21 protein-coding genes and 1 tRNA gene are annotated in these 23644 nt (G+C 60.3%); 13 read left to right on the forward strand and 9 right to left on the reverse strand.

The window, feature by feature from the left end:
- Positions 1–46 precede the first annotated feature (46 nt).
- The 4 genes from HFRIS_RS17995 to HFRIS_RS18010 all read left to right on the forward strand — a co-directional run bounded on the left by HFRIS_RS17995 (position 47) and on the right by HFRIS_RS18010 (position 5089).
- The gene (locus HFRIS_RS17995; protein WP_006712717.1) at positions 47–1237 is read left to right on the forward strand and encodes a glycosyltransferase family 2 protein; all 1191 of its coding nucleotides are present in this window, start codon (positions 47–49) and stop codon (positions 1235–1237) included.
- A 40-nt stretch (positions 1238–1277) separates the two neighbouring features.
- Positions 1278–2399 carry a WecB/TagA/CpsF family glycosyltransferase gene (locus HFRIS_RS18000; protein WP_039876350.1) on the forward strand — a complete coding sequence of 374 codons (1122 nt, stop codon included), beginning with the start codon at positions 1278–1280 and terminating at the stop codon, positions 2397–2399.
- 126 nt (positions 2400–2525) lie between these two features.
- Positions 2526–3662, forward strand: a complete 1137-nt coding sequence (locus tag HFRIS_RS18005) for a nucleotidyltransferase family protein (protein ID WP_006712720.1) — start codon at positions 2526–2528, stop codon at positions 3660–3662.
- Positions 3662–5089: a mannose-1-phosphate guanylyltransferase/mannose-6-phosphate isomerase gene (locus tag HFRIS_RS18010; RefSeq protein ID WP_006712723.1), complete on the forward strand. Its 1428-nt coding sequence runs from the start codon at positions 3662–3664 to the stop codon at positions 5087–5089. The genes HFRIS_RS18005 and HFRIS_RS18010 overlap by 1 nt, the downstream gene beginning before the upstream one ends.
- Before the next feature lie 85 nt (positions 5090–5174).
- On the opposite strand, the gene HFRIS_RS18015 is transcribed toward HFRIS_RS18010, so the two are convergent.
- The 5 genes from HFRIS_RS18015 to kdsB form a co-directional block, all read right to left on the reverse strand.
- Entirely contained in the window at positions 5175–6533 is a 1359-nt protein-coding gene (locus HFRIS_RS18015) for a capsular polysaccharide export protein, LipB/KpsS family (protein ID WP_006712725.1), read from the reverse strand.
- A 25-nt stretch (positions 6534–6558) separates the two neighbouring features.
- The gene (locus tag HFRIS_RS18020) at positions 6559–7989 is read right to left on the reverse strand and encodes a lipopolysaccharide biosynthesis protein (RefSeq protein ID WP_006712728.1); all 1431 of its coding nucleotides are present in this window, start codon (positions 7987–7989) and stop codon (positions 6559–6561) included.
- Between the two features lie 103 nt (positions 7990–8092).
- Complete coding sequence (gene kdsA / locus HFRIS_RS18025; RefSeq protein ID WP_006712729.1) at positions 8093–8932, reverse strand: 3-deoxy-8-phosphooctulonate synthase; 840 nt, start codon at positions 8930–8932, stop codon at positions 8093–8095.
- A 92-nt stretch (positions 8933–9024) separates the two neighbouring features.
- Positions 9025–9972 carry a KpsF/GutQ family sugar-phosphate isomerase gene (locus tag HFRIS_RS18030; protein WP_174616859.1) on the reverse strand — a complete coding sequence of 316 codons (948 nt, stop codon included), beginning with the start codon at positions 9970–9972 and terminating at the stop codon, positions 9025–9027.
- Positions 9973–10002: 30 nt separating this feature from the next.
- Positions 10003–11283, reverse strand: coding sequence for a 3-deoxy-manno-octulosonate cytidylyltransferase (gene kdsB / locus HFRIS_RS24975; RefSeq protein ID WP_006712733.1), 1281 nt, complete (start codon positions 11281–11283; stop codon positions 10003–10005).
- A 650-nt stretch (positions 11284–11933) separates the two neighbouring features.
- Here kdsB and HFRIS_RS18045 point away from each other — a divergent pair.
- Positions 11934–12464 carry a serine O-acetyltransferase gene (locus HFRIS_RS18045; RefSeq protein ID WP_006712736.1) on the forward strand — a complete coding sequence of 177 codons (531 nt, stop codon included), beginning with the start codon at positions 11934–11936 and terminating at the stop codon, positions 12462–12464.
- A gap of 176 nt (positions 12465–12640) precedes the next feature.
- Here the strand turns inward: HFRIS_RS18045 and HFRIS_RS18050 are convergent, their stop codons facing one another.
- Complete coding sequence (locus HFRIS_RS18050; protein WP_006712738.1) at positions 12641–13195, reverse strand: FxDxF family PEP-CTERM protein; 555 nt, start codon at positions 13193–13195, stop codon at positions 12641–12643.
- A 669-nt stretch (positions 13196–13864) separates the two neighbouring features.
- Complete coding sequence (locus tag HFRIS_RS18055) at positions 13865–15025, reverse strand: glycerate kinase (protein ID WP_006712740.1); 1161 nt, start codon at positions 15023–15025, stop codon at positions 13865–13867.
- A gap of 312 nt (positions 15026–15337) precedes the next feature.
- On the opposite strand from HFRIS_RS18055, the gene HFRIS_RS24980 reads away from it, so the two are divergent.
- The 5 genes from HFRIS_RS24980 (at position 15338) to HFRIS_RS18075 (ending at position 18592) form a co-directional block, all read left to right on the forward strand.
- Entirely contained in the window at positions 15338–15592 is a 255-nt protein-coding gene (locus HFRIS_RS24980; RefSeq protein WP_077237027.1) for a hypothetical protein, read from the forward strand.
- Positions 15593–16180: 588 nt separating this feature from the next.
- Positions 16181–16630 (forward strand): hypothetical protein, encoded by a 450-nt coding sequence (locus tag HFRIS_RS25860; RefSeq protein WP_006712742.1) that lies wholly within the window; start codon positions 16181–16183, stop codon positions 16628–16630.
- Positions 16631–16785: 155 nt separating this feature from the next.
- Positions 16786–16862: transfer RNA gene (locus HFRIS_RS18065), tRNA-Pro, on the forward strand.
- 218 nt (positions 16863–17080) lie between these two features.
- A complete protein-coding gene (locus HFRIS_RS18070; RefSeq protein ID WP_006712743.1) occupies positions 17081–18178 on the forward strand; it encodes an acyltransferase family protein in 1098 nt (365 codons plus the stop codon).
- A 171-nt stretch (positions 18179–18349) separates the two neighbouring features.
- A complete protein-coding gene (locus tag HFRIS_RS18075; protein ID WP_039876334.1) occupies positions 18350–18592 on the forward strand; it encodes a hypothetical protein in 243 nt (80 codons plus the stop codon).
- A gap of 114 nt (positions 18593–18706) precedes the next feature.
- Here the strand turns inward: HFRIS_RS18075 and dmeF are convergent, their stop codons facing one another.
- The gene (gene dmeF / locus HFRIS_RS18080; RefSeq protein WP_006712745.1) at positions 18707–19699 is read right to left on the reverse strand and encodes a CDF family Co(II)/Ni(II) efflux transporter DmeF; all 993 of its coding nucleotides are present in this window, start codon (positions 19697–19699) and stop codon (positions 18707–18709) included.
- 9 nt (positions 19700–19708) lie between these two features.
- Positions 19709–19984 carry a metal/formaldehyde-sensitive transcriptional repressor gene (locus HFRIS_RS18085; protein ID WP_006712746.1) on the reverse strand — a complete coding sequence of 92 codons (276 nt, stop codon included), beginning with the start codon at positions 19982–19984 and terminating at the stop codon, positions 19709–19711.
- Between the two features lie 331 nt (positions 19985–20315).
- Between HFRIS_RS18085 and HFRIS_RS18090 the strand changes: the two genes are divergently transcribed.
- The 3 genes from HFRIS_RS18090 to cheD all read left to right on the forward strand — a co-directional run bounded on the left by HFRIS_RS18090 (position 20316) and on the right by cheD (position 23632).
- A complete protein-coding gene (locus HFRIS_RS18090; RefSeq protein ID WP_039876355.1) occupies positions 20316–21962 on the forward strand; it encodes a methyl-accepting chemotaxis protein in 1647 nt (548 codons plus the stop codon).
- A 195-nt stretch (positions 21963–22157) separates the two neighbouring features.
- A complete protein-coding gene (locus tag HFRIS_RS18095) occupies positions 22158–23030 on the forward strand; it encodes a CheR family methyltransferase (protein WP_006712748.1) in 873 nt (290 codons plus the stop codon).
- The gene (gene cheD / locus HFRIS_RS18100) at positions 23027–23632 is read left to right on the forward strand and encodes a chemoreceptor glutamine deamidase CheD (protein WP_006712749.1); all 606 of its coding nucleotides are present in this window, start codon (positions 23027–23029) and stop codon (positions 23630–23632) included. The genes HFRIS_RS18095 and cheD overlap by 4 nt, the downstream gene beginning before the upstream one ends.
- Positions 23633–23644: the final 12 nt, after the last annotated feature.

Consider the following 23644-nt stretch of genomic DNA (forward strand, 5'->3'; position numbering starts at 1 on the left):
ATGTTTTCCGCCGCGCCTCCGGTTTTACTTGGAAATGGAAATATTGATGATCATCGTGCTATTGCAAATGATGCTATTGGCGGGCCTGGTACTCCTGGCTGTACCGGTACTGGTGTTGCTGGTACAGGTCCTCTGTGCCCGCTGGGCTGCCCCGCGCTCTGCGGCATTGAGTGCGACGCGACCGCGTATCGCTGTGCTGGTGCCAGCCCACAATGAAGCTGGTGGGATTGGCGAAGTGGTAGCCGGTATCCGCCGTCAGTTGCTTGCCGCCGACCGGGTCCTGGTGGTCGCGGACAATTGTTCTGACCATACCGCTCACATTGCCCGCGAGGCCGGCGCAGAAGTCACTGAACGCTTTCACGATGAATTGCGCGGCAAGGGTTATGCACTCGACCACGGTATTCGCCAATTGGCTGAGGATGCGCCGGACGTGGTCATCATCGTCGATGCCGATTGCTATCTGGGCGCGCAGGCGCTGGAGACGATTGCGCGCTCCTGCGTGCAATCGAATCGTCCTGTGCAGGCGCTCTACCTGATGCATGCACCAGAAGGCGGGGGCCCGATGCGCAAGATCGCCGAGTTCGCCTGGCTGGTCAAGAATCTGGTGCGTCCGCTCGGTTTCCAGAAGCTGGGCCAGCCTTGCCAGCTGATGGGCACTGGCATGGCCTTCACCTGGCAGCAGATCAGCCAGGCCAATCTGGCCACCGGTCATATCGTGGAAGACATGAAACTGGGCGTGGACCTGGCCGAAGCCGGCCAGCCGCCACTGTTCTGTCCCGAAGCCATGGTCTACAGTTTCTTCCCTTCCAGCGACAGCGGAGTCAGCACCCAGCGTACGCGCTGGGAACATGGTCACCTGAGCGTGATCCAGTCTTACGTGCCGCGCTTGCTGGGTGGCGCTGTGACGCATCGCAACGCTGCCCTGGCGGCATTGGCTCTGGATCTGAGCGTGCCGCCGCTGGCATTGCTGGTGATGCTGGTGGTGCTGGCATGGGGTGTGAATGCGATTATCTGGCTGGCATGGGGCCTGGTATGGCCCTTGCTGCTGGCTAGCCTGCTGGTGGTGTCGATCGCTGTCTCGGTCTTGCTGGCATGGTCGGGCTATGGTCGCAAGGTCATCGGCCTGGGCGAATTGCTTGGTGCGTTCGGTTATGTAGCGCGCAAGCTGCCTCTGTATGTCAAATTTCTCTTCAACCGCCAGGTGGCATGGGTAAGGTCAAAACGTGACTCAGAATAACGTCTATCAGATTGCACCGGACACGGTCTCGCATGCGGCTATCGCGCATCTGCCCGATTTCAACCGTGATGTCTTCTGTATCCTGGGCCTGCCGTTTGACCGGGTCAGCCTGGCCGATGCCGAACGCATCACGCGCACTGCGGTGCTACAGCGACAGCGCTGCTTCCTGTCCACTCCCAACCTGAACTTTGCAATTGCCTGCCTGGAAGACCCGCAGTTCCGCCTCTCGGTCATCCAGAGCGATCTCTCCATCGCCGACGGCATGCCGCTGATCTGGATCGCGCGTGCTACCGGCTTGCCGATCAATGAACGGGTCGCCGGCTCCTCGCTATTCCAGAGCCTGCGCCAGGCAGCGCTGCCGGCCGGTGGCGAAGCGCTGCGGGTGTACTTCTTCGGCGGCCCTCCAGGCGTGGCCCAGGCCGCCAGCGAGAAGCTCAACGCCAGTGCCTCGTCAATGACGGCCGTCGGCTTCGACAGCCCCGGCTTCGGCTCCATAGAAGAAATGAGCGACCCCGTCAGTATCGAGCGCATCAATGCCAGTGGTGCCGACTTCCTGGTCGTGGCGCTCGGGGCCAAGAAAGGCCAGGCATGGATCCAATACAATCTGCCCCGGTTACGCGTGCCCTTGGTCAGTCACCTTGGTGCGGTCGTCAACTTCGTCGCCGGTACCGTCTCGCGGGCGCCGGTCTGGGCGCAGAAGACCGGCCTGGAGTGGCTCTGGCGCATCAAGGAAGAACCCAAGTTGTGGCGTCGTTATTGGGATGATGGCGTCGGCCTGCTCACGCTGCTGGTCGATCGCGTCATTCCTCTGGCAATGGCAGCTCGGCGGCAGACGCCGGTGGCCACCCAGTTCGAAGCGGCACACATGGCAGTGGAAGAACGGGAGGGCGATTGCATACTGCGCCTGTCCGGCGCCGTGGGGCAAGCCAACATCGGACGCTTGCGTGCACTGCTGCCGGAGGCGGCCCGCTCATCAAGCCCGCTGGTGGTGGATTGCACCGGTCTGGGCCATCTCGACAGCGCAGCCCTGGCGTCCCTGATGCTGTTGTATGGCGCATGTCATGCCGCCAAACGACCGTGGGCCGTACTGGGTGTGTCGCCGGAACTGCGCAAGCAGTTTGGGCTGCACTGCGCTGAATATCTGTTACAGCCGTCGGCATGAGCGGTCGCCGTTTCGCATAGACCGCGAGCGCAGCGGGTAGCCGGCACTTGGTCGGCACCTGTTGGAGTCGTCTACCTGAGTAGCACCGAACACCTATCGTCAATAGAAGAGGCATTCATGAAAGCAATGATTCTGGCAGCCGGCAAGGGAACCCGGGTTCGCCCCCTGACCTATGCGCTGCCCAAGCCGATGATCCCCATCCTGGGCAAGCCGGTGATGGAATACCTGATCGAACACCTGGTGAAGTTCGGCGTCCAGGACATCATGGTCAATGTCAGCTACCTGCACGACCGCATCGAAAATTATTTCGGCGAAGGGCAGCGTTTTGGTGCGCGCATCGGCTATTCCTTCGAAGGCTATGTGGACGACGACGGCCAGGTCTTCCCCAATCCCATCGGCTCGGCCGGTGGCATGAAGAAGATCCAGGAATTCGGTGGCTTCTTCGACGAAACCACCCTGGTCATCTGCGGCGATGCCCTGATCGACCTCGATCTGCATTCGGCATTGTTCGAGCATCGCCGCAAAGGTGCGCTGGTGAGCGTGATCACCAAGGAAGTGCCGATGGAACAGGTGTCCAGCTATGGCATCGTGGTCGCCGAGCCGGACGGCAAGGTCAAGTCCTTCCAGGAAAAGCCCATCCAGGAAGAGGCACTGTCCAATCTCGCCAGTACCGGTATCTACATCATGGAACCGGCGGCGCTGGACCTGATCCCCAAGGACAAGTTCTTCGACATCGGCGCCGACCTGTTCCCGCTGCTGGTGGAGAAGAAATTACCGTTCTACGCCCAGAAGCGTTTCTTCAACTGGATCGATATTGGCAATGTCACCGACTTCTGGTCGGTGCTGCAAAGCGTGCTCAAGGGCGAAGTCGCGCAGATGTACGTCCCCGGTACCCAGATCCAGGAAGGCGTCTGGGTGGGCTTGAATACCCGCATCGACTGGGAAGGCACGACCATTGAGGGGCCCGTCTACATCGGCGCCGGCTCCCATGTCGAGGCCGGCTCCAGGATTGTCGGCCCGGCCTGGATCGGTCACGGCAGCCACATCTGCAGTGGCGCGGAAGTGATTCGCAGCGTGCTCTTCGAATATACTCGCGTAGCCAGCGGCACCAGGTTTGAAAACAGCGTCGTCTACGGTGCCTACAGTGTCACCCACGACGGCGAAATGAAACATACGTCCGATCAGCCGGACGAACAATGGAACGATGCACGGGACCGCCGCCTCAAACCGCGCAGTGAAATCAAGGAAACAAGGAGTGCCTAATGTCTAATACCAAAATCTATCCCGTCATTTTGTCCGGTGGTTCGGGTACCCGCTTGTGGCCGCTTTCGCGTGCGGCTTACCCCAAGCAGCTGCTGCCGCTGGTGAGCGAGCAGACCATGCTGCAGGAGACCGTGGCCCGCGTGGGTAGCTGGGCCGAGGTACAAGCGCCGCTGATCGTCTGCGGCAACGAACATCGTTTCATGATCGCCGAGCAGATGCGCGAGATCGGGGTACGTCCCCTGAGCATCATGCTGGAACCGCAAGGCCGCAATACTGCGCCGGCGGTCGCTGCCGCGGCACTGCATCTGCAACGCCTGGACCCTGAGGCCGTCATGCTGGTGCTGCCGGCCGACCACGTCATCACCGATGTCCTGTCTTTCCACGAAGCCGTGCGACGCGCGCTGGTGTCGGTGCAGCAAGGTGCGCTGGCGACCTTCGGCATCGAGCCGACCCAGCCGGAAACCGGTTACGGCTATATCCTGCGCGGTGCTGCGCATGCTGCCGAGGGTAGCAACTTCATGGTGGATCGTTTCGTCGAGAAGCCAGATCTGGCCACCGCCACCGGCTTCCTGCAACAAGGTGGCTACTACTGGAACAGCGGCATGTTCCTCTTCAAGGCCCGTGATTACCTGGCGGAACTGGAAGTGCACCGTCCGCTCATCGGCGCTGCCGTCAAGGACGCCGTTGCCAAGGCCTACAATGATCTCGATTTCTGCCGTCTGGACGAGGCCGCATTTGCTGCATCCCCCTCGGAGTCCATCGACTATGCCGTGATGGAAAATACCTCGCGCGCGGTGGTGGTGCCGGCCAGCATTGGCTGGAGCGATGTGGGTTCCTGGAGCGCATTGCATGAAGTGCTGCCAGCGGACGCCGAGGGCAACGTGGTGCGCGGTGACGTGCACCTGAACCAGGTCAAAAATACCCTGGTGCGTGCTGAGAGTCGCATGGTCGCGGTGCTGGGCGTGGAAGACCTGGTCGTGGTGGAGACCGACGATGCCGTGCTGGTGGCGCATCGCGACAAGGTGCAGGACGTCAAGTCCTTCGTGGACACGCTCAAGAGTGCCAAGCGCACCGAACACGTCCATCACAAGCGCGTCTTCCGCCCCTGGGGCAGCTACGAAAGCGTCGATTCGGGCGAGCGCTTCCAGGTCAAGCGCATCATCGTCAAGCCGGGCGAGAAGCTGTCGCTGCAGATGCATTACCATCGCGCCGAGCACTGGGTGGTGGTCAGTGGATCAGCTCTGGTTACACGCGGCGAGGAAGTGACGCTGCTCAGCGAAAACGAATCGATCTACCTGCCCATCGGCGTCACCCATCGTCTGGAAAACCCGGGCAAGCTGCCGCTGCACCTGATCGAGGTGCAATCAGGCAGTTATCTGGGCGAGGATGATATCGTGCGCTTCGATGACGTCTACAAGCGCGCCTGAGGTAGCGGTCGCGCAATGAAAAAAGGAGAGCATTCGTGCTCTCCTTTTTTTGTTCTCGCCACCCGTGTTGTCTGGGGGGGGCGATTCAACTGTTGGCAACGGACCTGGTGGATATGGTCTCTGCGCTTGCACTGCTCGCGTGCAGGGCCACAAGTCGCTCAGCCAGCGCTGGTCCGGCCTGGATGCAGGCTGGGTACTTCCATGTACCTTTTACGAAAAGGGTGCGATCCAGTGCCTCCAGGAAGCGATCGATACGCGCCGACATCATCTCATCCACCCCGCTGGTCGCGCGCTGCACGTTAGCATCAAGCTGGGACAGGTCCTTGACCACGAAAGCGATCTCCGGCTTGGAATAGAAGGACTCCCCCAGCACCACGGTCGGCTTCTTGCGGCGTACGGCCTGCAAGCCCACCGACGAGTTGATCACGAACACCATGGTGGCGCGATCCAGCAGCAATTCGATGTCGAACTTGCGCAGCCAGATCACGTCCGGGTATTTCTGGCGTAGTTCACTGTAGTCGTAGCGCCCCAGGTCTTCCGGGTGCTCCTTGACGATGATGGGATAGTCCGGTCCACAGGTCCGGCGAATGGCGGCATGAACGGTCTCGAAGAACTCCTCCACCGAATGTACCAGCCTGGAGTTGAGCAGCACCTGGGTATCGTCGTGGACCTGCAGGGGGACGAAAGCAAAGTGTTCGGGCAACGTGACCTGGTCGTTCGGGATGGCAGCGCGTTCACGCTTGATCTGCCAGGTCTTGATGCGGCTGGAACCGCGTTGTTCCGGATACTGGGTGTAGTAGCCGAGATTGGCGCGATGGGCCAGCGCGATGGCCGCCAGTTGGGTGCGGGTCAGGGGGCGGATTTCGAGCGCCGGGGCCGTCTGGACATCATTGCCGGACGTAGGCTGGGACTGGGCTTGTGCAAGAACGGCATCGTAGTCCAGTGCCGCCAGGGTGGCCGAGGCATTCACGCCGGCCAGGTCGGCTTGCAGTGTGTTGGCGAAGTAACCGTTCTCCAGGTAGACCACCGGAATATTTTTGCGTCGGCACAGGACGCTGATGACCTGGCCGATGTGATCCTGGCCATTCCAGACCACGAACAGATCAGGTGCCTCTGCATCGACGAAGCGCTGTACGTAACGTGCCACCGCATTGACCCGCCCATGCCACTCGGTCAGGCTGCCACCGTGCTTGAGTTGCATGAAGTTGACCATGTCCTTCACGTCGTCCTGCTGGAACAGAATGTTCTGCTCCTGGGCGCTGCCGTCGAGTGTTTCCAGATCGCGCGGGAAGAGCTGCTCCGTGTTCTTGGATAGCAGCTTGTGGTCATGCGGCAGGAAATTCAGGTAGCGTACCTGGTGGCCATGGCGCTGTTCCAGGCAGTTGCCGGTGCTGAGCATCAGCGGCACGAACATGTCGGCCAGGACAAAGATGGCAATTTTCATCGAGGATACCCGTTCGGAAGTTGGATCATTTCTTGATTCGTTTGAAGGCCAGGCGGAAGAACTCCTTGGCCGCGGCCCGCTGGAACAGGGCTACCGTGATCAGCCAGAAGAGCGCGCCGGCCCCAGCCAGCAACGTAAAGAGCAGCGTTCCCGTGGCCGGGATGCGGTCGCGGCAGAACATGACAAAGAGCATCATGCCCACGCCGGAAAGCAGCGACGGCAGCAGCGCAACCAGAAAATCCTTGAGACCCACGGCAATAAGCCGGCATGCGAAATAGAAGGTGGGGAAGGCCATCACCACCGACACCGCAAGGTAAGCCAGCGCCAGGCCTTGAACGCCATCCTGGCGCGCACCAAGCACGAACGCCAGTACATACAGCGGCGTGCCGATCAGCGACAGGCGAAGCATCCAGCCGGTCTTGCCCAGGGCCATGAAGACCGGAGCAGCCACACTGGTGATGACCTGCAGATAACCGACCAGGCCCAGGAACAGCAGGATGTCGCCCACCAGTGCCCATTTGGGGCCGAGGAAGACCGCTACGAACAGGTGCGACAGACTGGCTACCCCGAACATCATCGGCGCGGCTACGAAGGAAATCAGGCTCAGGGAGCGCAGCGACAGACTGGACAGATAGGCGCGATCGTCCTGGCGCCGGCTCATGACCGGGAACAGCGAGCGCACCGCCACCCAGGAGATGTTCTGTACCGGGAACAGCATGAGTTTGTAGGCCAGCGAGTAATTGCCCAGGACGGAGGCGCCCAGCATCTTGCCGACCACGAAGCTGTCGGCATTGCGAAAAACGTAGGCTGCCATCTGGTTGCCAGCCATTGCCCCGCTGAAGGAAAAGACGCTGCGAATCGATGCGCGGTCGAAGATCATCTTCGGTCGCCACGGTGAATAGCGCCATAGCAGCAGGGTCGTGCAGACTGCCGTGATCACCGCCTGCGCCGTCAGGCTCCATACGCCGGCGCCCTGGAAGGCCAGGACCAGCGCGATGGCCAGCGACAGCAGCGAGGCCGCCGATTCGATCCCGGCAATGAGCCGGAAGCGCGACACCCGCTCCAGCAGAGCCTGATGCACCATCGAACTGGCCGCCACCGGGAAGGTAATGGCCAGTACCCACAGCACATGGGTCAAGCGTGGCTCACCGAAGGTGGACGACATGAAAGGCGCCGCCAGCCACAGCAATAGCATCAGCACCATTCCGCCGATCATGTTCAGCCAGAACACGGACGAGCTGTCGTTATCGTGCAGCTCGGCCTTCTGGATGATGGCGGCGGCGGTACCCATATCGCGCAGGATGAACGCCAGATTGGTCGCGATGCCGGCCATGGCCATGAGGCCGTACTCGGAAGGGGGTATCAGCCGCGTCAACACGAACATGTTGACCAGCTGGGAGCCAATCTTGACGAACTGCGTTATCGCGATCCAGCGGACATTGGAAGCAGCGCTCATGCCGCTCCCCGGAACGCCAGGTGGCAAGCCCGCAGGCCAGCGATGGACGCCGACAACGCCGCGCCCGGTGAAAGCTTGGCAGCCTCAATGGGAGCGGCCATGCTCAATGCGTATCCAGCTCAGGCAGGCCCTTGATCAGATCGTCCACTGCCTTGACCTGCTCCAGGAAGGGCTTCAGCTGCGACAGCTTCAGCGCGCTGGGGCCGTCGCACAGTGCCTTGGACGGATCGGGATGCGCCTCCAGGAACAGCCCCGCCAGACCCAGTGCCATGCCGGCGCGGGCCAGTTCGGTGACCTGGCCGCGACGACCACCCGAAGCGGCTGAGCCGGATTCACGCTGTTGCAGGGCATGGGTCACGTCGAAGATCACCGGCTTGTTGCCGCTGACCTGCTTCATCACGCCAAAGCCCAGCATGTCCACCACCAGGTTGTCGTAGCCGAACTGGGCGCCGCGGTCACACAGCATGACGTTGGTGTTGCCGCCTTCTTCGAACTTCTCGACGATGTTCTTCATCTGCGGCGGGCTGACGAATTGCGGCTTCTTGATATTGATCACCTTGCCGGTCTTGGCCAGCGCGATCACCAGATCGGTCTGGCGTGCCAGGAAGGCGGGCAGCTGCAGCACATCGCAGACGCTGGCCACTTCGGCGGCCTGGTAGGGCTCGTGCACATCGGTCAGCACTGCCACGCCGTGCGCCTTCTTGACGGCTTCGAAGATCTTCAGGCCGGCGTCCAGGCCAGGGCCGCGGTAGCTCTTGATGGAGGAACGATTGGCCTTGTCGAAGGAGGCCTTGAACACATAGGGGATGCCCAGTTCCTTGGTGACGCGCACGTATTCACCGCAGACGTCGACGGCGAATTGTTCGGATTCCAGCACGTTGATGCCGCCAAAAAGGACGAAGGGCAGTTCGTTTCCAACCTCGATATCAAAGATCTTGATCATGTTCCGTTTCCTCATGCAGGAGGTGATTGTTCAAATTACGGCGTCGACCGGGTCGCGCCTGGAGGGGGAGAATACTTCGGTTTGCGCCGAAATCACAGACGCTTGGCGTCCAGCAGCTTGAGTACGCCCACCACGTGCTGTTCCTGGTTCAGGGCCACCAGGGCAGTGATGTTCAGTTCCAGCATCTTGGCTTCGGCGTCGACGAACATTTCGCTTTCCGGGACGGTCTTGGGCGAGCGGTTCATCAGGTCGGCGGCGGTGATGTGATAGATGTCCTTGCGGGCGGCCAGGGCGCGGCGCAAGTCACCGTCGGTGATCACGCCACTCAGGGTCTGGCGCTTGCCGTCATCGCTGACCAGGGCCATACCCAGGCCACCTTCAGTCATCTGGCCGATCACATCGATGAGGGGGGTGTCTTGCATGACCCAGGGCACCTGGGTGTGCATCACATCCTTGACGCGGGTGAGCAGGCGCTTGCCCAGGCTGCCGCCCGGGTGGAAGCGGGCGAAGTCGTTGGGTTTGAAATCACGCTTCTCGATCAGTGCCACGGCCAGGGCATCGCCCATTACCAGGGTGGCGGTGGTGGACGTGGTCGGGGCCAGGTTGTTGGGGCAGGCTTCACGCGGTACCGAAACATCCAGGACCACATCCGCATTCTTGCCCAGGGTCGAATTGCGCTTGCCGACGATGGCGATGATGCGCAGGCCGAAGTGGCGCAGGGAGGGAATCAGGCGGATCACCTCTTCGGTCTCGCCGCTGTAGGAGATGAGGATCGCGGTATCGGCCTCGGTGAACATGCCCAGGTCGCCGTGATAGGCCTCACCCGGGTGCACGAAGAAGGACGATGTGCCGGTGGAGGCGAGGGTAGCGGCGATCTTGCTGCCGATGATGCCCGACTTGCCCATGCCCGAGACGATCACGCGACCGCGGGTGTTGTACATCAGCTCGACGGCCTGTTCGAATTCGTCGGCCAGGCGCTCGGCGATCATGTTCAGGGCTTGCGCCTGTTCCTGGAATACCCGGATACCGGTTTTTCTCATGGTGTGCTCACTTGTTTCTGTTGGGGCGGGTCACTGCGTCATGCGGCTCATGGCCTGGGCATAACCAGCAACGCTGTCATAGATGGCAGAACGGTTCTGGGCGTTCAATACACTGTCGGAAAATTCCCGGAAAGCGCCGTGGCCGCCGGGCTTGGCCAGCACGATGCGGGCATGGCGCTTGACGTAGTCAGCTGCGTCGCCGACGGCCACCGGCCAGTCGCAGGCGGCGAAGCCGGGCAGGTCGATGCTGTCATCGCCGATCATGGCCGTGGCTTCGCGACCGACGCCGTATTGCGCCATGATGTCCTGGCAGGCGGCGGCCTTGTCCTTGGCGCCGAGGTGGAATACGGTGATGCCCAGGTCGGCCAGCCGACGGCGCAGCGTGGCCGAATCGCGGCCGGAGATGACGGCCACGTTGACACCGGCTTCCTGCAGCATCTTGATGCCCATGCCATCACGCACGTGGAAGCGCTTGAGGCATTCGCCGCTGTCGTCGTACCAGATGCCGCCGTCGGTGAGAACTCCGTCGATATCGGTAATCACCAGCTTCAGGTCCGCCAGGCTGCCGGCTTTGAGCGCTGGATCGGGCAGGCCAGCCATCAGGGCACGTACGCGCTCCAGGCAGGCCGGCGTATCCACGCCAGTGGCGGCGTGATCGACTTCGATGACGCGGATCTGCCAGCCGGCATCCATGATGCGCAGTTGTTCCAGCATTTCCGCGCGCTCCAGCTCGCTGGCCGGCAATTCGGGGAAAGCCGCCAGCAGTTCGGCACGATAGGCGTAGACCCCGATGTGCTTGAAGTAGCGTGTCTTGCCGGTGGACTCGCGTTCAAAGGGAATGCGTGCGCGGCTGAAATACAGCGCGTCACCTGCACGATTGCGCACGACCTTGACGGTATTGGGGTTCTCCGCCTCGCTGGCGCTGATCGGGTGACAAAGGGTGCCGACCTGCACCTGCGGTGCGCCCAGCATGGCTTGCAGCAGGCTGCGCAGGTGCGCCGGATTGACCAGCGGTTCGTCACCTTGCACGTTGAGATAGAGATCGGCCGGATGGTGTTGCATGACCTCGCGCAGACGATCGGTACCGGAAGGATGGTCAGGCGAAGTCAGGACGGCCTTGCCACCGAAGGCGGTGACCGCGGCCACGATGCGTTCATCGTCGGTGGCCACCACCACATCGGCCAGTTCTTCGAGAGTCTTCACGCGTTCGTAGACATGCTGGATCATCGGTTTGCCCAGGATGTCGGCCAGCGGTTTGCCGGGCAGGCGGCTGGAGCCAAAGCGTGCCGGGATGACAGCGATACAGCGCATGCGGGACCTCAGCCCAGCGCCGCCGGCCGGGGCGCCAGCGTGTTCGTCATGTCGGGGCGGTGCGATACGTTGGTCATGGAAGTGCTTTCATGTGAGGGAGTTCGGTGCCCCATGGCTGGGTGCCTGCCGCGCAGGGAGGTCATCCTGGTCATCAGCTACGCTTCGGTTGCGGCTCAGGTGTGCCGATCGCTGCCACTGCTCGTGATTTTGGTAACCGCAGAGGCGGGCAGGTCGGTGACATCGATACGACAGTTTCAGCTGGCGGCATTTGCTCTTGTCATGGTGGACGTTGCGACGTCGGGTTCACGTGTCCCCGACGTCCGCCTGGTAGGCAAGGCGCGAGGAACTGTGATGTTCTTATCTGGCCAGGTGCAAAGATTCAAATATGAAAGAAAAAGTTCCGCAAAAATTTGCTGAGTGGAAATTTCCCGGCATTTGCTTGCAGTTACTGGCTTGTTCGACAAATTTATCATATTGTTGCGCTGCACAGTCGCATTTTTGCCTGAAATGCCGCGCTGAATAGGTGCATACTTTTTGTTGTCATTGAGTGAACTTTTATTCGCAAATAATGACAAGACGTCAAGATAGCGTTTGATGCTGATTGATGCCGAGAGAAGATTGAATAATCAGTGATTTTGAGAGGAAAAAAGATGTCGCGGGACCCTGACTGGCTGGCCGATCTGGAGCGCTATAACTTGCGCCGTCCGTTTCTGAAAGAACAATCGATCTGGGCCATCTGGGTCTATCGCTGGGGGCGGCGCATCGAGGCAAAACCGCCCGGTCTTGCCCGCAAGCTGCAGAACGCGCTGTATTGGCCGCTGTTCCGGCTGACCGAAACCGCTTCCGGCATCAGTCTTCCACGTGGCGCCAGGATCGGTCCCGGCCTGCGTATCTGGCATTTCGGCAACATCTTCGTCAATGAGCAGGCTGTCATTGGCGCAGGCTGCACCTTGCGACAGGGCGTGACCATCGGCAATCGCCATGCAGGCGGTCCGTCTCCGGTGATCGGCGATGATGTGGAGTTCGGCGCCTATGCGCAGGTGCTCGGTGGCATCCGTCTGGGAGATGGCTGCAAGATCGGGGCAATGTCGGTGGTGTTGCACGACGTACCTGCCGGCGCCACGGTGGTCGGGGCGCCGGCTCGCGTAGTTTCGACGGCAGTGAAGATCGACGAAGTCTAAGCGCTCTCGTTTTTGTCGTTCGTTCCGCCAGGCCCGCGCATAACGCGGGCCATTTTTTTGAGCCCGCGGCCGGGACGGAGCAGGATATTTGCCTGCAGACTTGCATGAAGCTCGCCCCCAAATGAAAAAACGCCCGATTGCTCGGGCGTTTTCTCTGCGTATTGCCTTGCTGCTGATCAGGCGGCAGTCATGCCCATGGGCATGGACAGCTTCTGGTCGCCGCGACGGCGACGCCACGCCATCATGCCCACGAAGGCCAGGCCGCCCAGCATCATGCTGGTGGTGGATGCTTCGGGAACCGAGGAGATCAGGGTAAGGTTGCCGCCATAGGAGCCGTTGCCGGTGACGGTCAGCTTGTAGAGGCCGGCCGCCAGCGAAGTGGCCAAAATGCCGTAAGTCGTCTCGTACTTCTTCACGCCGTTGGTGGTGGTGATGCTGGTGCTGGCAGAGCTGGTGTAGGTGGCGCCAGTTGCAATGCTGGTCAGCAAGAAGCTGGTCAGCGTGGTCGGAGCAGTGTTCGAACGGGTAACGATGGAAGCCGTCACCGAAGACGACAGATCCGACAGGTTGCTGATCGTGAAGTTGTAGGTATCGCTGAAAGCGCCAGTATGGGAGGCGCTGAAGCCGACCTGATCGTGGACCAGAGTCAGTGTGGTGACGTCTGCATGGGCTGCGGTGCCAGCCATGGACAATACCAGCGCAACAGCGGAAGCGGCGAGAAGTTTTTTCATGGGATCAATCCTTTAGGTTCACATCTTATTTATGACGAGGATTGCGCGTGGCGCTCTCCATTCAAAAGCAAATCAACTCACTTTGATGCTGGATTGCCCTGGGACAGCTTCGTCGCAGTCAATCTTTTTGTTGCCAAAAAATCATCTCATCCTGACAAAAACTGACAGGATTTAACAAATAATGTGTTGATGTCGGAAATATAACATTGCGTTCACTGGCTGAGCAATAAAAATCAGCCCGAAATCAGCTTTTTTTTGAATTTTCTTATCGCCTGAAACCCGCTCCAGTAAAGGATTACGAGAGTTTCTGCCAGGGAATTGATGAGCTTTATTGCGGTGCGGTAACGAACAAATCCACGGGGCAATTTATTTGTCGAATTAATAACTAAAATCGCCTAAAAATAGATAAAAAGATAATTTTTTTCGCGAAATTAAATTACATTTTTTGCAATTTTAAATTGCCGCACTTTACATTTGCCTGGCGGTAAAAATTGGCGTGAGTTTATTGACACATTGTGACCCGCTGTCTTGTCCGAAAAATGTTGCGGATACGGGTCGAGAAAAAGACAAACGACCTGATGCGCAATGCCATGCCGCATCAGGTTGCTTCGGTGGAGGGGGGCTGGGTGATGGAAGCTGATCCCGCAGGAATCTGCGGGGTGGGGGATGTCAGCAGCTACGGCCGGCTTGCCACAGGCGCGCCAACTGCTCGCCGCTGTCGCGTAGCAATCCCGGCGCCTGTGCAATGGCGTCTTGCAGGCTCATGGGGCCGAAGCTGATGGAAAAGCAGCCGGAAAACCCGGTCTGCAGCTTTTCCAGCGACGTTCTATCAATGCCTCCGGAGAGCAGAGTTGTGGGGACGCCCGCGCGGCGCGCGCGCTGGCTTGCGATGAAGGGGGCCTTGCCGTGCAAAGTCTGGGCGTCGCTGCGACCTTCGCCCGTGATGAGCCAGTCGGCACCTGCCAGCGCATCATCCAGTCCGATATGGTCGGCCACCGTTTCTGCGCCCGAGCGGAATTGCGCACCCAGCATCAGCAGTGCATACCCCAGACCACCCGCGGCCCCCGCGCCCGGTTGATCCGAGGCCCGGCGGCCGAGTGCCGGCTCAAGGACGCTGGCGAAATGTCGCAAGGCGCTGTCTATAACCGCAACCTGGTCAGCTGTCACGCCTTTTTGCGGTCCGAAGACCGCCGTTGCGCCCTCTTCGCCGCACAGGGGATTATCGACGTCGGACATGGCCACGAAATGGGCTTCCTTGATGCGGGGGTCCAACGCGGACACATCAATGCTGACTACCCGGTGTAGCTGCGCGGGTTGCGGTGGTATCGCCTCGCCGGCACCATCCCGCAATACCGCGCCCAGGGCCACAAGCAGGCCGGCGCCGCCGTCATTGGTGCTGCTGCCGCCCAGCGCAACCAGGAATCGGCGCGCGCCGCGATCCAGGAGGCTCTTGATCGCGTCGCCTACGCCCAGGGTGGTGCGCAATTGCACCGCTACGCCTGTTCCTGCCGGGTCGGTCAGTCCGACGATGGCAGCCGATTCCACGACGGCACTGCCATCCTTGAGGATGCCCACGGGTGCGTTCGCGTCTTGTCCGGCGGCATTGCGGCAATTGACGGTGAAGCGTTCGCCGCCCGCATGCATGAGCGCATCGAGCGTGCCTTCGCCACCGTCGGCGATGGGGCAAAGCCGGACTTTGGCATCAGGAATTGCGGCCGAGATCCCGGCGCCGATGGCCGCGGCGACTTCTTCAGCCGAGAGAGAGCCCTTAAACGAATCGGGCGCGATGACGATGATGGGTTTGGGCAAGGAGGGGCGGGCAGAGGTCATGGTGGGTTCGTAGGCTCAGGCCATGCGCATTGCGGCGTCAGGCGTGTTGGAAAGGTCTCGTGATGTTTTGTGCAGCGGACAGTCGGCGTTGCTGTTGCTGGCTTTGGCGTGATTATATAAGCTGGGTACGGTTTGATTATGGCCTTGCAGGTATAGACAGTAGCAACGGTGGCAAAAGCCGCAGGGCTGAAGATTTCTTCGTAGACTGTCAATTGAGGCTGAAGCGCGTAACAAAAGGTAAGGAGGGTGGCTGGTCAGAAGCGACTGAGCGATAGTGCGATGTTGGCAAACTGCGCCCAAGGAGTAATGCCTATGAAGCCCTCTGTCCGTGTACCGCTCTATCGCGGTCTTCTGCTGGCCGCCTTGCCTGCCTCCTTGTTGCTGGGCGGCTGCGTGGCTGTGCCCGTCAGTCCATACAATGGTGCTGCCGTCTATCCCGCCCAACCGGTTTATTCCCCCTATTACGCTTATCCATCCTATCCCGCGTATCCGGCGTACAGCTATCCGTCGTCTTCCTTCTACTTTGGCTACAGCAATGGCTGGGGTGGGCGAGGGCGCTGGCGTTGAGCTGCATGGTAAGCAGTATCCGTGGCTTGAACTCGCTGTGTCCATGGCAAAACCGGCTAGAATGTTGCCTTCCTTGATAGATGGGCCTGACAGGGTGGGTGTAGGTTGGGGCGCATGGGCGTTTCATCCGTAGCGTAATGGCATCGACCGCAGATCGGCCGCCCACTGCTGTCGCCACATGGTATGAGTTTTAACGTTTCGTCGACCCGATCAGATATTATTTCCCGCTCCCGGCGTCGCACGATGCTGGGTATCGTGTCGTCCGTACTTGTCCATGCGGCGGTATTCATGTTTGTGCGGGCCAAGCTCAATGAGGCGCCGCTCAAGCTGGAGTCTCCAGGTCGACCCGATGCCCCCTTGCAGGTCAGCTTCGTACGTCCGCCAGCCCCGGTGCGCGTGGAGCAACCGGAGCCCCCCAAGGCTGTACCGGAACCCAAGAAAGTCCAGCCTCCCCCCAAGAAGCCGGTGGCCAGGTCGGTACCCCGGCACAGTCCGACACCTGGGCGCCAGGCGTCGCCGCTCCCAACGGCGCCCACGCCCAGCAGCAATGCATCCGCGTCGGTTCAGGCAGCACCTGCCGAAGACTTCATGACTTTCGCCAATCGCAATCGCCAAAGGCGTGAAGAAGCAGAGCAGGCGGCAGCGCAGGAGAATGCGGCAGCGCGAGCTGCCGAAAACCCTTCGGCCAATGACATTGCCCGCGCCAACATCGCCTTCCAGGACAAACGGGGGCGCGGCACGAACGGCGTCTTCCAGATCATCAGCATGGGGCCGCGGGTAGCGCAGTACAGTTTCCGCGGCTGGACCACGGATCAGCGCCGGAGCCAGAATCAGTTGATCGAAGTGGATGCCGGCTTTGGCGGCAATGTGCAGCTGGCTGTGGTCGACAACATGATTGCGCTCATCCGCCGTTACTATCAAGGCGATTTCAATTTCGACTCGCAGCGACTGGGTAGAGTGGTGACGCTTTCTGCCCGGCCGGAAGACACCAAGGGCTTGCAGAATTTCTTGCTCAACGAGTTCTTTGGCGGTCGCTGAACGAATACGGCAGCGACGCTGCGGGATCGCGGTTGAGCAGTGTGTTCGTGCGATCCGGAATGATGCCCTCGCGAAGCTGCCCGAAATATTTAAAAATGTTTTTGAGAAACAGTTGAATTAATAACATATTCGCTGCTATAATCTTTGTCTTCAGTCGGGGCGTAGCGCAGCCTGGTAGCGTACTTGCATGGGGTGCAAGGGGTCGTGTGTTCGAATCACACCGTCCCGACCAATCAATTTGAAAGTGTGACGAAAGTCACGCATAAACAGCACTGTGATTAGGCGAGAGCTTGATTCCAGTGCTGTTTTTCTTTGCTGCCTCACTTTTGATGCCCCCGGTTCGGCCCGAATAAGGCATGGCGCTTTGTGCTGTGCGAGAAAAAACTCCGAATTACTGCAACCGCATCGCCTTGCGCGAGGTCTCTACAGAATTTGCGGAGTGACCTCGCGATGAACCAGTCAAATCAGCCCGGGCAATCTACCCAAGCCCATCGGCGCTATCACGACGTTGATATCCTTCGTTTTTGCGCCGCAGTCGGTGTCATGCTGCTGCATTATCTGGTCCGCGGTTTTGCACAGGGGGATGATTACTCTCCAGTGTTCTATGGCGAGGTTGCCAACTTCGTCAAGTACAACTACCTGGCAGTCAATCTGTTTTTCATGATTTCCGGTTTCGTCATCTTGATGAGTTCGGAGAACGTCACGCCTCGTGTCTTCCTGCGCTCGCGCGTGCTGCGTCTGTATCCTGCGTACTGGTTCTGCTGCACAGTCAGCTTCGTTCTCACCTATATCTTCATCAACCATATCTTTCATCTCACCGTGCCGCGATATGTGTTGAACATGACCATGCTCAACGGATTCTTCGGCATCGGTTTTGTCGATGGGGTCTACTGGACGTTGCTCGTGGAATTGAAGTTCTATCTTCTGGTTCTTTTCGTCCTGTTCCTGGGGCAGATGGCAAGGATTGAATGGGTCTTGGCAGCTTGGTTATTGTTGTCGATCCTGCAGATCTTTTTGAAGAGCGAGCTGGTGGAAAAGTATTTCATTACCAATTTCGCCAGCTTTTTCATCGCCGGTTGTCTCTTCTATCGCATTTCCAAGCGAGGTGTTACGTGGTTCCGGCTCGCGCTACTGGTATTGACCCTACCCGTGGGCATCCACTATGAGCTTCTGGACCTGGTGCGGCGGGCCGCCCATTACACGGGCCTTGCCTACTACAATGAATCGGTTGTCGTCATTTGCACGGCGTTCTACCTGCTGTTTGTCGTGGTCATCACCCGTCGATCGACCTCTGCCACCTATGCAGGTGTTTCACGCCTGCTAGGCAGTCTGTCCTACCCGATCTATCTGATCCACTTGAACGTCGGGCTGGTGCTCTACAACCTGATCGGTAACAGGCTGGACAAGTGGCTGTTGTTGGCGCTGGTTTGCGCCACGATGATCGTTTTTGCCTACCTGATCAACCGGTATGTCGAACGCCCATTGGCTGGTTTCATGGGGCGAAAGATTCCATCAGGTTCGACCCGCGCGAGCTCTTCATTGGCGTGATCGATTTTGCGTGGGGCTTGAGCCTGGCGGGAAGGGGGGGCGAGGTTACATAAACACACAATTCCGCGTCCGCCCGTGCTTAACCCCATCCGTTATCTGATCACCACTTATAAGTGGCAGCCGGCCAACCCTAGCCGGTACATTCCGCCAAACAAGATCAGGAGCGCAAGCATGAAATCCCTACTATTGATTCCGGCCGTGGCCGTGGTCACGGCCCTGAGCGGCTGCGTGGTCGCACCGCCTACCGTGCGGCCCGCCTACGTGGCACAGCCGACCTACGTTGCGCCCCCGGGTGTGGTCTACGTGCAGCCGACCTACGCTTCACCCGGACCCGGCTGGGTCTGGGAATACCATTCCTATTACGGCTGGGGCTGGCATCATCCGCACTATGGCTGGCATCGCGGCTGGCGCTGATTGATGCCGAATGCTGCATATAGGTGTAAGAAAAGCGGCACATAACGCGAAAACAGCGGCCTACGCCGCTGTTTTTCATTTCTGTGTGTGTGGGGGGGGCTCACCACGCCGGTATCAGCGCAGTCTCAATTCCAACGTGAGATGTCGCAGGCCGTCCACTTCCGATAATTTCTGACGAAGCAGGTCTTCAGAAGCCGCCTTCGCGGCGGATACGCTCACAATTGCCGCCCGCGCAGTCGGTCCAATGCGCCAGACATGCAGGTCATCGATCTGTACCTCCGCGCCGGCCAGCGCCTGCTCTATGCGGGCAGCGACCTGGGCATCGGTCACGTCGAGCAGCACCGCCGCACTGGAGCGCAGCAGGCTATACGACCAGCGTGCAATGACCACGGCACCCACCACGCCCATCAAGGGATCCAGCCAGGTCCAGCCCAGATAGAGACCAGCCAGCAAGGCAGCAATGGCCAGCACCGAGGTCAGGGCGTCGGCCACGACGTGCAGATAGGCCGAGCGCAGATTGTTGTCGTGTCCATGGTGATGGTGGCCGTGTCCATGCCCGTCCTGAGGATGGGCATGGTGTTCATGCGCATGCCCGTGATCATGATCGTGATGACCCGGATGACCGTGATGGTCGTGATCCCCATGATGCCCATTATGCCCCTCCATCAGCAGCCAGGCGCTGGCGATATTGACGATCAGTCCGACCACGGCGATCGGGATGGCTTCGCTGAAATCGACCGCACTCGGGCTGGCCAGGCGCCACAGGGATTCGCCGCCGATGCCGATGGCAATCACCGCCAGTACCAGCGCGGAGGCGAAGCCGGCCAGGTCGCCGACCTTGCCGGTGCCGAAGCTGAAGCGCCCATCATGGGCATGGCGGCGGGCGAATACATAGGCGCCGGCGGCAATGGCCAGCGCACCAGTGTGGGTCGCCATGTGAAAGCCGTCGGCCAGCAGTGCCATCGATCCGGTCAGGTAGCCTGCAGCGATTTCGGCCACCATCATCACGGCGGTGAGGGCGACCACCCACAGGGTGCGGCGGGTATTGCGGTCGTGGTTGGCGCCAAGATAGACGTGGTCATGGCGCAAGGGGGAGGTGCTTGGCATGTCGTTTCCTTATTTGGCGTAGCGGCGGATGGCTTCCAGGACTTCTTCCAGTCCTTGCTTGCGTTCCTCGTCGGTCAGCCCGGGGCGGGCCACATGTTCGCGGGCATGGGCTTCGATCAATTCGTCCATCAGGCCGTGCACCGCGCCGCGGATGGCGGCGGCCAGGTGCAGGGTGCGGCCACACTCGGCGTCACCTTCCAGTGCGCGTTCCAGGGCCTGGACCTGGCCGCCGATGCGTCGCACACGGTTGAGCAGGGCATCCTTGTCTTGCTTCAGGTGTGCCATATACCATACCCCCCTATCCTATAAAGCCGCCATTATAAGCTGTCCCGGGCTGCATGAGGTGAGGGGCGTTTTGCCGCAATCCGGGACACTGCATGCATTCCCATGCTGTGAAAAAATACTTGCCCATGTGCAGTTTTATTCAGTTATACGTAAGCTCTGCGCTATAGCCTCGGGACAATGCGGCGTGTTGCGTCATGTTTCGTCCGCAGCCAACTCTGCCCAGGGCGGAAATAAAAGAAGCGGGGCTACCCGCAAGGAGACATCGATGGCGAAGAACAAAAGTGCGCGGGCGGCCGGCGCCGGGGTGACGTCGCAGGCCTGGCAGGTGGCATTGCCCTGGTTGGCCGGGCTGGTACTCGGTGGCGGTGCGGCGCTGGCGTTGGATGCCATGGGGGCAGGGCGCTGGCTGGCGGCACCTTTGGTCAGTTGCGTGGCCGTGCTGCTGGGCCTGGTCGGTTTTGCGCTGGCGCGCGGCCGTGGGCAGCCTCGTGGCGATGCGATGGTCGACAGGATCAGCGGCGAAATTGATCACATCATGATCGGTGCAGCTGAAACCTCGTTCTTCGTCGATACCATCAAGAACAAGATCAGCAAGGACGTGGGAGCGGCCGATCGGATTGCTGCCAGAGCCGAGCAGAATGCGGCCACCACCGAGCAGATTGCCGCCAATGCGGAGCGCGCCTCGGCGATCGCCGCCGAAGTGCGTACCGAGAGCGTCAGCGGCCGGGCCGAGGTCGATCGCGGCCTGCAGCAGATCGGGCAGGCGCGCACCGACGCCCTGTCGGCATCGTCGATGATGGCGCAACTGCAGGAAAAGTCGCGCCGCATCCATGGCATTACCGAGGTCATCAGTGAAATCGCCGCCCGTACCAATCTGCTGGCATTGAACGCGGCCATCGAGGCCGCGCGCGCCGGCGAGCAGGGGCGCGGGTTTGCGGTGGTGGCAGGGGAGGTGCGGCAACTGGCCCAGCGCACCAAGGAAGCCACCGACGACATCGGCGTCATGGTGCGCGCCATCACTGAAGAGGCCGAGCGGGCGGCCTCGGGGATGAACTCGCTGAGCAGCAAGGTGTTGGAGGCGGCCCAGAACGTGGAGAAGGTGCATACGCTGCTCAACAGCATCGAGCGTTCTTCCAGCCAGTCGCAGGAGCAGATCGAGGAAATCGCTGTGGCCTCGCGCGAACATGTCCAGACGACCCAGGAAATCGCCGAGGCCATCACCGACATCCGCAACGGTATGCTGCAGACCGACGGTGAGCTGCCCCGCGTGGCGGCGTCGGCGATGCTGCTCTCAGAGCGGGCGGAGGCGGTATTCGAGGCCATCGTCGATGGCGGTGCGCGCAGCGGTCATGATGAGATCCGCGAGGCCGCCTCAGAAGCCGCGCAGGCGGTGGGGAGCCTGTTCGAAAAGGCGATCCGCGCCGGGCAGATTTCCGAGACGGCGCTCTTCGATCGCACTTACAAGCCGATTGCCAATACCTCGCCGCAAAAACACTCCAGCCAGTTCGACGGCTTTACCGACCGCGTATTGCCCGCACTGCAAGAGGCGCTGCTGGAGCGCATGCCGCAACTGGCCTATGCCGGTGCGGTGGACAACAACGGCTACTTTCCTACTCACAACAAGAAGTTTTCCCAGCCGTTGACTGGTAATTATGATGTCGACCTGGTCAACAATCGTACCAAGCGCATCTTCAGTGACCGCACCGGCAAGCGCTGCGGGGCCAATACCAAGCCTTTCCTGCTGCAGACCTACAAGCGCGATACCGGTGAGGTGATGCACGACCTGTCGGTGCCGATCTATGTCAATGGCAAGCACTGGGGCGGCTTCCGGGTCGGCTATCGGTCCAGCCATGCGGCTGCGCCTGCGGCGGTACCGGTGGTCTCGACTACTACGTCTGCCACCCCGGCGCCGTCCACTGCAGTACGGGCGTCGGCCGCCCCGCGCGGGGCAAGGCCGGTGAGGATTTCCAAGGTTTGAGAAGGGTATGCATGCCCGTGTCGGATTGACTTGTCGCAATAGGGGGGTAAAACCATTTCATTTCCGAGGCTGATTCGCTTGACCCCGTCCGGCGCCTGTTAGATTATTCGACGAGGGGACGCTCGCCCGCATGGGACGGGCGATAGACAGCAAGTGGCCGGCCTGCGAGCGGGCTGCGCGAGGGAAGGAAAGACAGTGAAGCCTACGGTGCCAAGCAAGGGCGAATCATCCGGCAAGGAGTTCGATTTCAATAGCCGTGATTTCGAGCGCGTGCGTGGCCTGATCTACCAGCGGGCCGGGATCGCCCTGGCCGACAGCAAGCAGGAGATGGTGTACAGCCGCCTGGCGCGGCGCCTTCGGGCCACCGGCATCACTTCCTTCCAGCAGTATCTCGACATGCTCGAACGCACCCACGACTCCGACGAGTGGGAAGCCTTCACCAACGCCCTGACCACCAACCTGACCTCGTTCTTCCGCGAGGCTCACCATTTCCCCATCCTGGCGGATTTCCTCAAGACCCTGAAGGAGCCGGTCACCATCTGGTGCTCGGCGGCTTCTACCGGGGAAGAGCCCTATACCATCGCCATGACCGCCTGCGAGGCCTATGGCTCGATGACGCCACCGGTGCAGATCGTGGCCACCGACATCGATACCAATGTCCTGGCCACCGGCGCCAATGGCGTCTATCCCATGGAGCGCATCGAAAAGATGTCGCCCGAACGGGTCAAGAAGTTTTTCCTGCGCGGCAAGGGTAACCATGAGGGTTACGTGCGCGTGCGCCCGGAATTGCGCAAGCTGATCACCTTCAAGCAACTGAACCTGCTGGCCGATGGCTGGCCCATCAACGGTCAGTTCGATGTGATCTTCTGTCGCAACGTGATGATCTATTTCGATAAACCTACCCAGAGCAAGATCCTGTCCCGATTCGTTCCATTGATGAAGCCTCATGCCTTGCTGTTCGCCGGCCATTCGGAGAACTTCCTGTATGTCTCCGATGCCCTCAAGCTCAAAGGCAAGACGGTCTATGAACTCAACGCAACGCAGCGTGGCGCAAGGACCAAGCCATGAGTCAGGCGTCCGAGCAGATTGCCACCAATCTCTACTACGACCGCACCTTCGATTGCGACGCCGCCAAGATCCTGCCGGGCGAGTATTACTTCACCGGCAAGGACATGATGATCGTCACCGTGCTGGGCTCCTGCGTCTCGGCCTGTATCCGGGACCGTGTCTCCGGCATTGGTGGCATGAACCATTTCATGCTGCCCGACGGGGGCGGTGACGACGGCAGTCCGATCTCGGCCTCGGCTCGCTATGGCACCTATGCCATGGAAGTGCTGATCAACGAAGTGCTCAAGTCCGGCGCCCGTCGCGAAAACCTGGAAGCGAAGGTGTTCGGCGGCGGCAACGTGCTGCGCGGCTTTTCGGCCATCAACGTGGGCGAGCGCAATGCCGAATTCGTACGGCGCTACCTCAAGGCAGAAAACATCCGTGTGGTGGCCGAAGACCTGAACGATATCTATCCCCGCAAGGTGTATTTCTTCCCCCGCACCGGCAAGGTGCTGGTGAAAAAGCTGAAACAGATGCACAACAATACCCTGGTGGACCGCGAAAAAGCCTACGCCAGCAAGCTGGTTACCAAGCCGGTGGGCGGCGAGGTGGACCTGTTCTGACGGCCATGATCA

Origin of the sequence: Herbaspirillum frisingense GSF30, assembly GCF_000300975.2 — a bacterium.
Taxonomy (GTDB): domain Bacteria; phylum Pseudomonadota; class Gammaproteobacteria; order Burkholderiales; family Burkholderiaceae_D; genus Herbaspirillum; species Herbaspirillum frisingense.

Bases quoted from the DNA above. Each gene is read 5' to 3' on its own strand.
- HFRIS_RS17995 (WP_006712717.1), top strand. From the start codon at position 47: ATGATCATCGTGCTATTGCAAATGATGCTATTGGCGGGCCTGGTACTC.
- HFRIS_RS18005 (WP_006712720.1), top strand. From the start codon at position 2,526: ATGATTCTGGCAGCCGGCAAGGGAACCCGGGTTCGCCCCCTGACCTAT.
- HFRIS_RS18010 (WP_006712723.1), top strand. From the start codon at position 3,662: ATGTCTAATACCAAAATCTATCCCGTCATTTTGTCCGGTGGTTCGGGT.
- HFRIS_RS18015 (WP_006712725.1), bottom strand. From the start codon at position 6,533: ATGAAAATTGCCATCTTTGTCCTGGCCGACATGTTCGTGCCGCTGATG.
- HFRIS_RS18020 (WP_006712728.1), bottom strand. From the start codon at position 7,989: ATGAGCGCTGCTTCCAATGTCCGCTGGATCGCGATAACGCAGTTCGTC.
- kdsA (WP_006712729.1), bottom strand. From the start codon at position 8,932: ATGATCAAGATCTTTGATATCGAGGTTGGAAACGAACTGCCCTTCGTC.
- HFRIS_RS18030 (WP_174616859.1), bottom strand. From the start codon at position 9,972: ATGAGAAAAACCGGTATCCGGGTATTCCAGGAACAGGCGCAAGCCCTG.
- kdsB (WP_006712733.1), bottom strand. From the start codon at position 11,283: ATGCGCTGTATCGCTGTCATCCCGGCACGCTTTGGCTCCAGCCGCCTG.
- HFRIS_RS18045 (WP_006712736.1), top strand. From the start codon at position 11,934: ATGTCGCGGGACCCTGACTGGCTGGCCGATCTGGAGCGCTATAACTTG.
- HFRIS_RS18050 (WP_006712738.1), bottom strand. From the start codon at position 13,195: ATGAAAAAACTTCTCGCCGCTTCCGCTGTTGCGCTGGTATTGTCCATG.
- HFRIS_RS18055 (WP_006712740.1), bottom strand. From the start codon at position 15,025: ATGACCTCTGCCCGCCCCTCCTTGCCCAAACCCATCATCGTCATCGCG.
- HFRIS_RS24980 (WP_077237027.1), top strand. From the start codon at position 15,338: ATGAAGCCCTCTGTCCGTGTACCGCTCTATCGCGGTCTTCTGCTGGCC.
- HFRIS_RS25860 (WP_006712742.1), top strand. From the start codon at position 16,181: ATGACTTTCGCCAATCGCAATCGCCAAAGGCGTGAAGAAGCAGAGCAG.
- HFRIS_RS18070 (WP_006712743.1), top strand. From the start codon at position 17,081: ATGAACCAGTCAAATCAGCCCGGGCAATCTACCCAAGCCCATCGGCGC.
- HFRIS_RS18075 (WP_039876334.1), top strand. From the start codon at position 18,350: ATGAAATCCCTACTATTGATTCCGGCCGTGGCCGTGGTCACGGCCCTG.
- dmeF (WP_006712745.1), bottom strand. From the start codon at position 19,699: ATGCCAAGCACCTCCCCCTTGCGCCATGACCACGTCTATCTTGGCGCC.
- HFRIS_RS18085 (WP_006712746.1), bottom strand. From the start codon at position 19,984: ATGGCACACCTGAAGCAAGACAAGGATGCCCTGCTCAACCGTGTGCGA.
- cheD (WP_006712749.1), top strand. From the start codon at position 23,027: ATGAGTCAGGCGTCCGAGCAGATTGCCACCAATCTCTACTACGACCGC.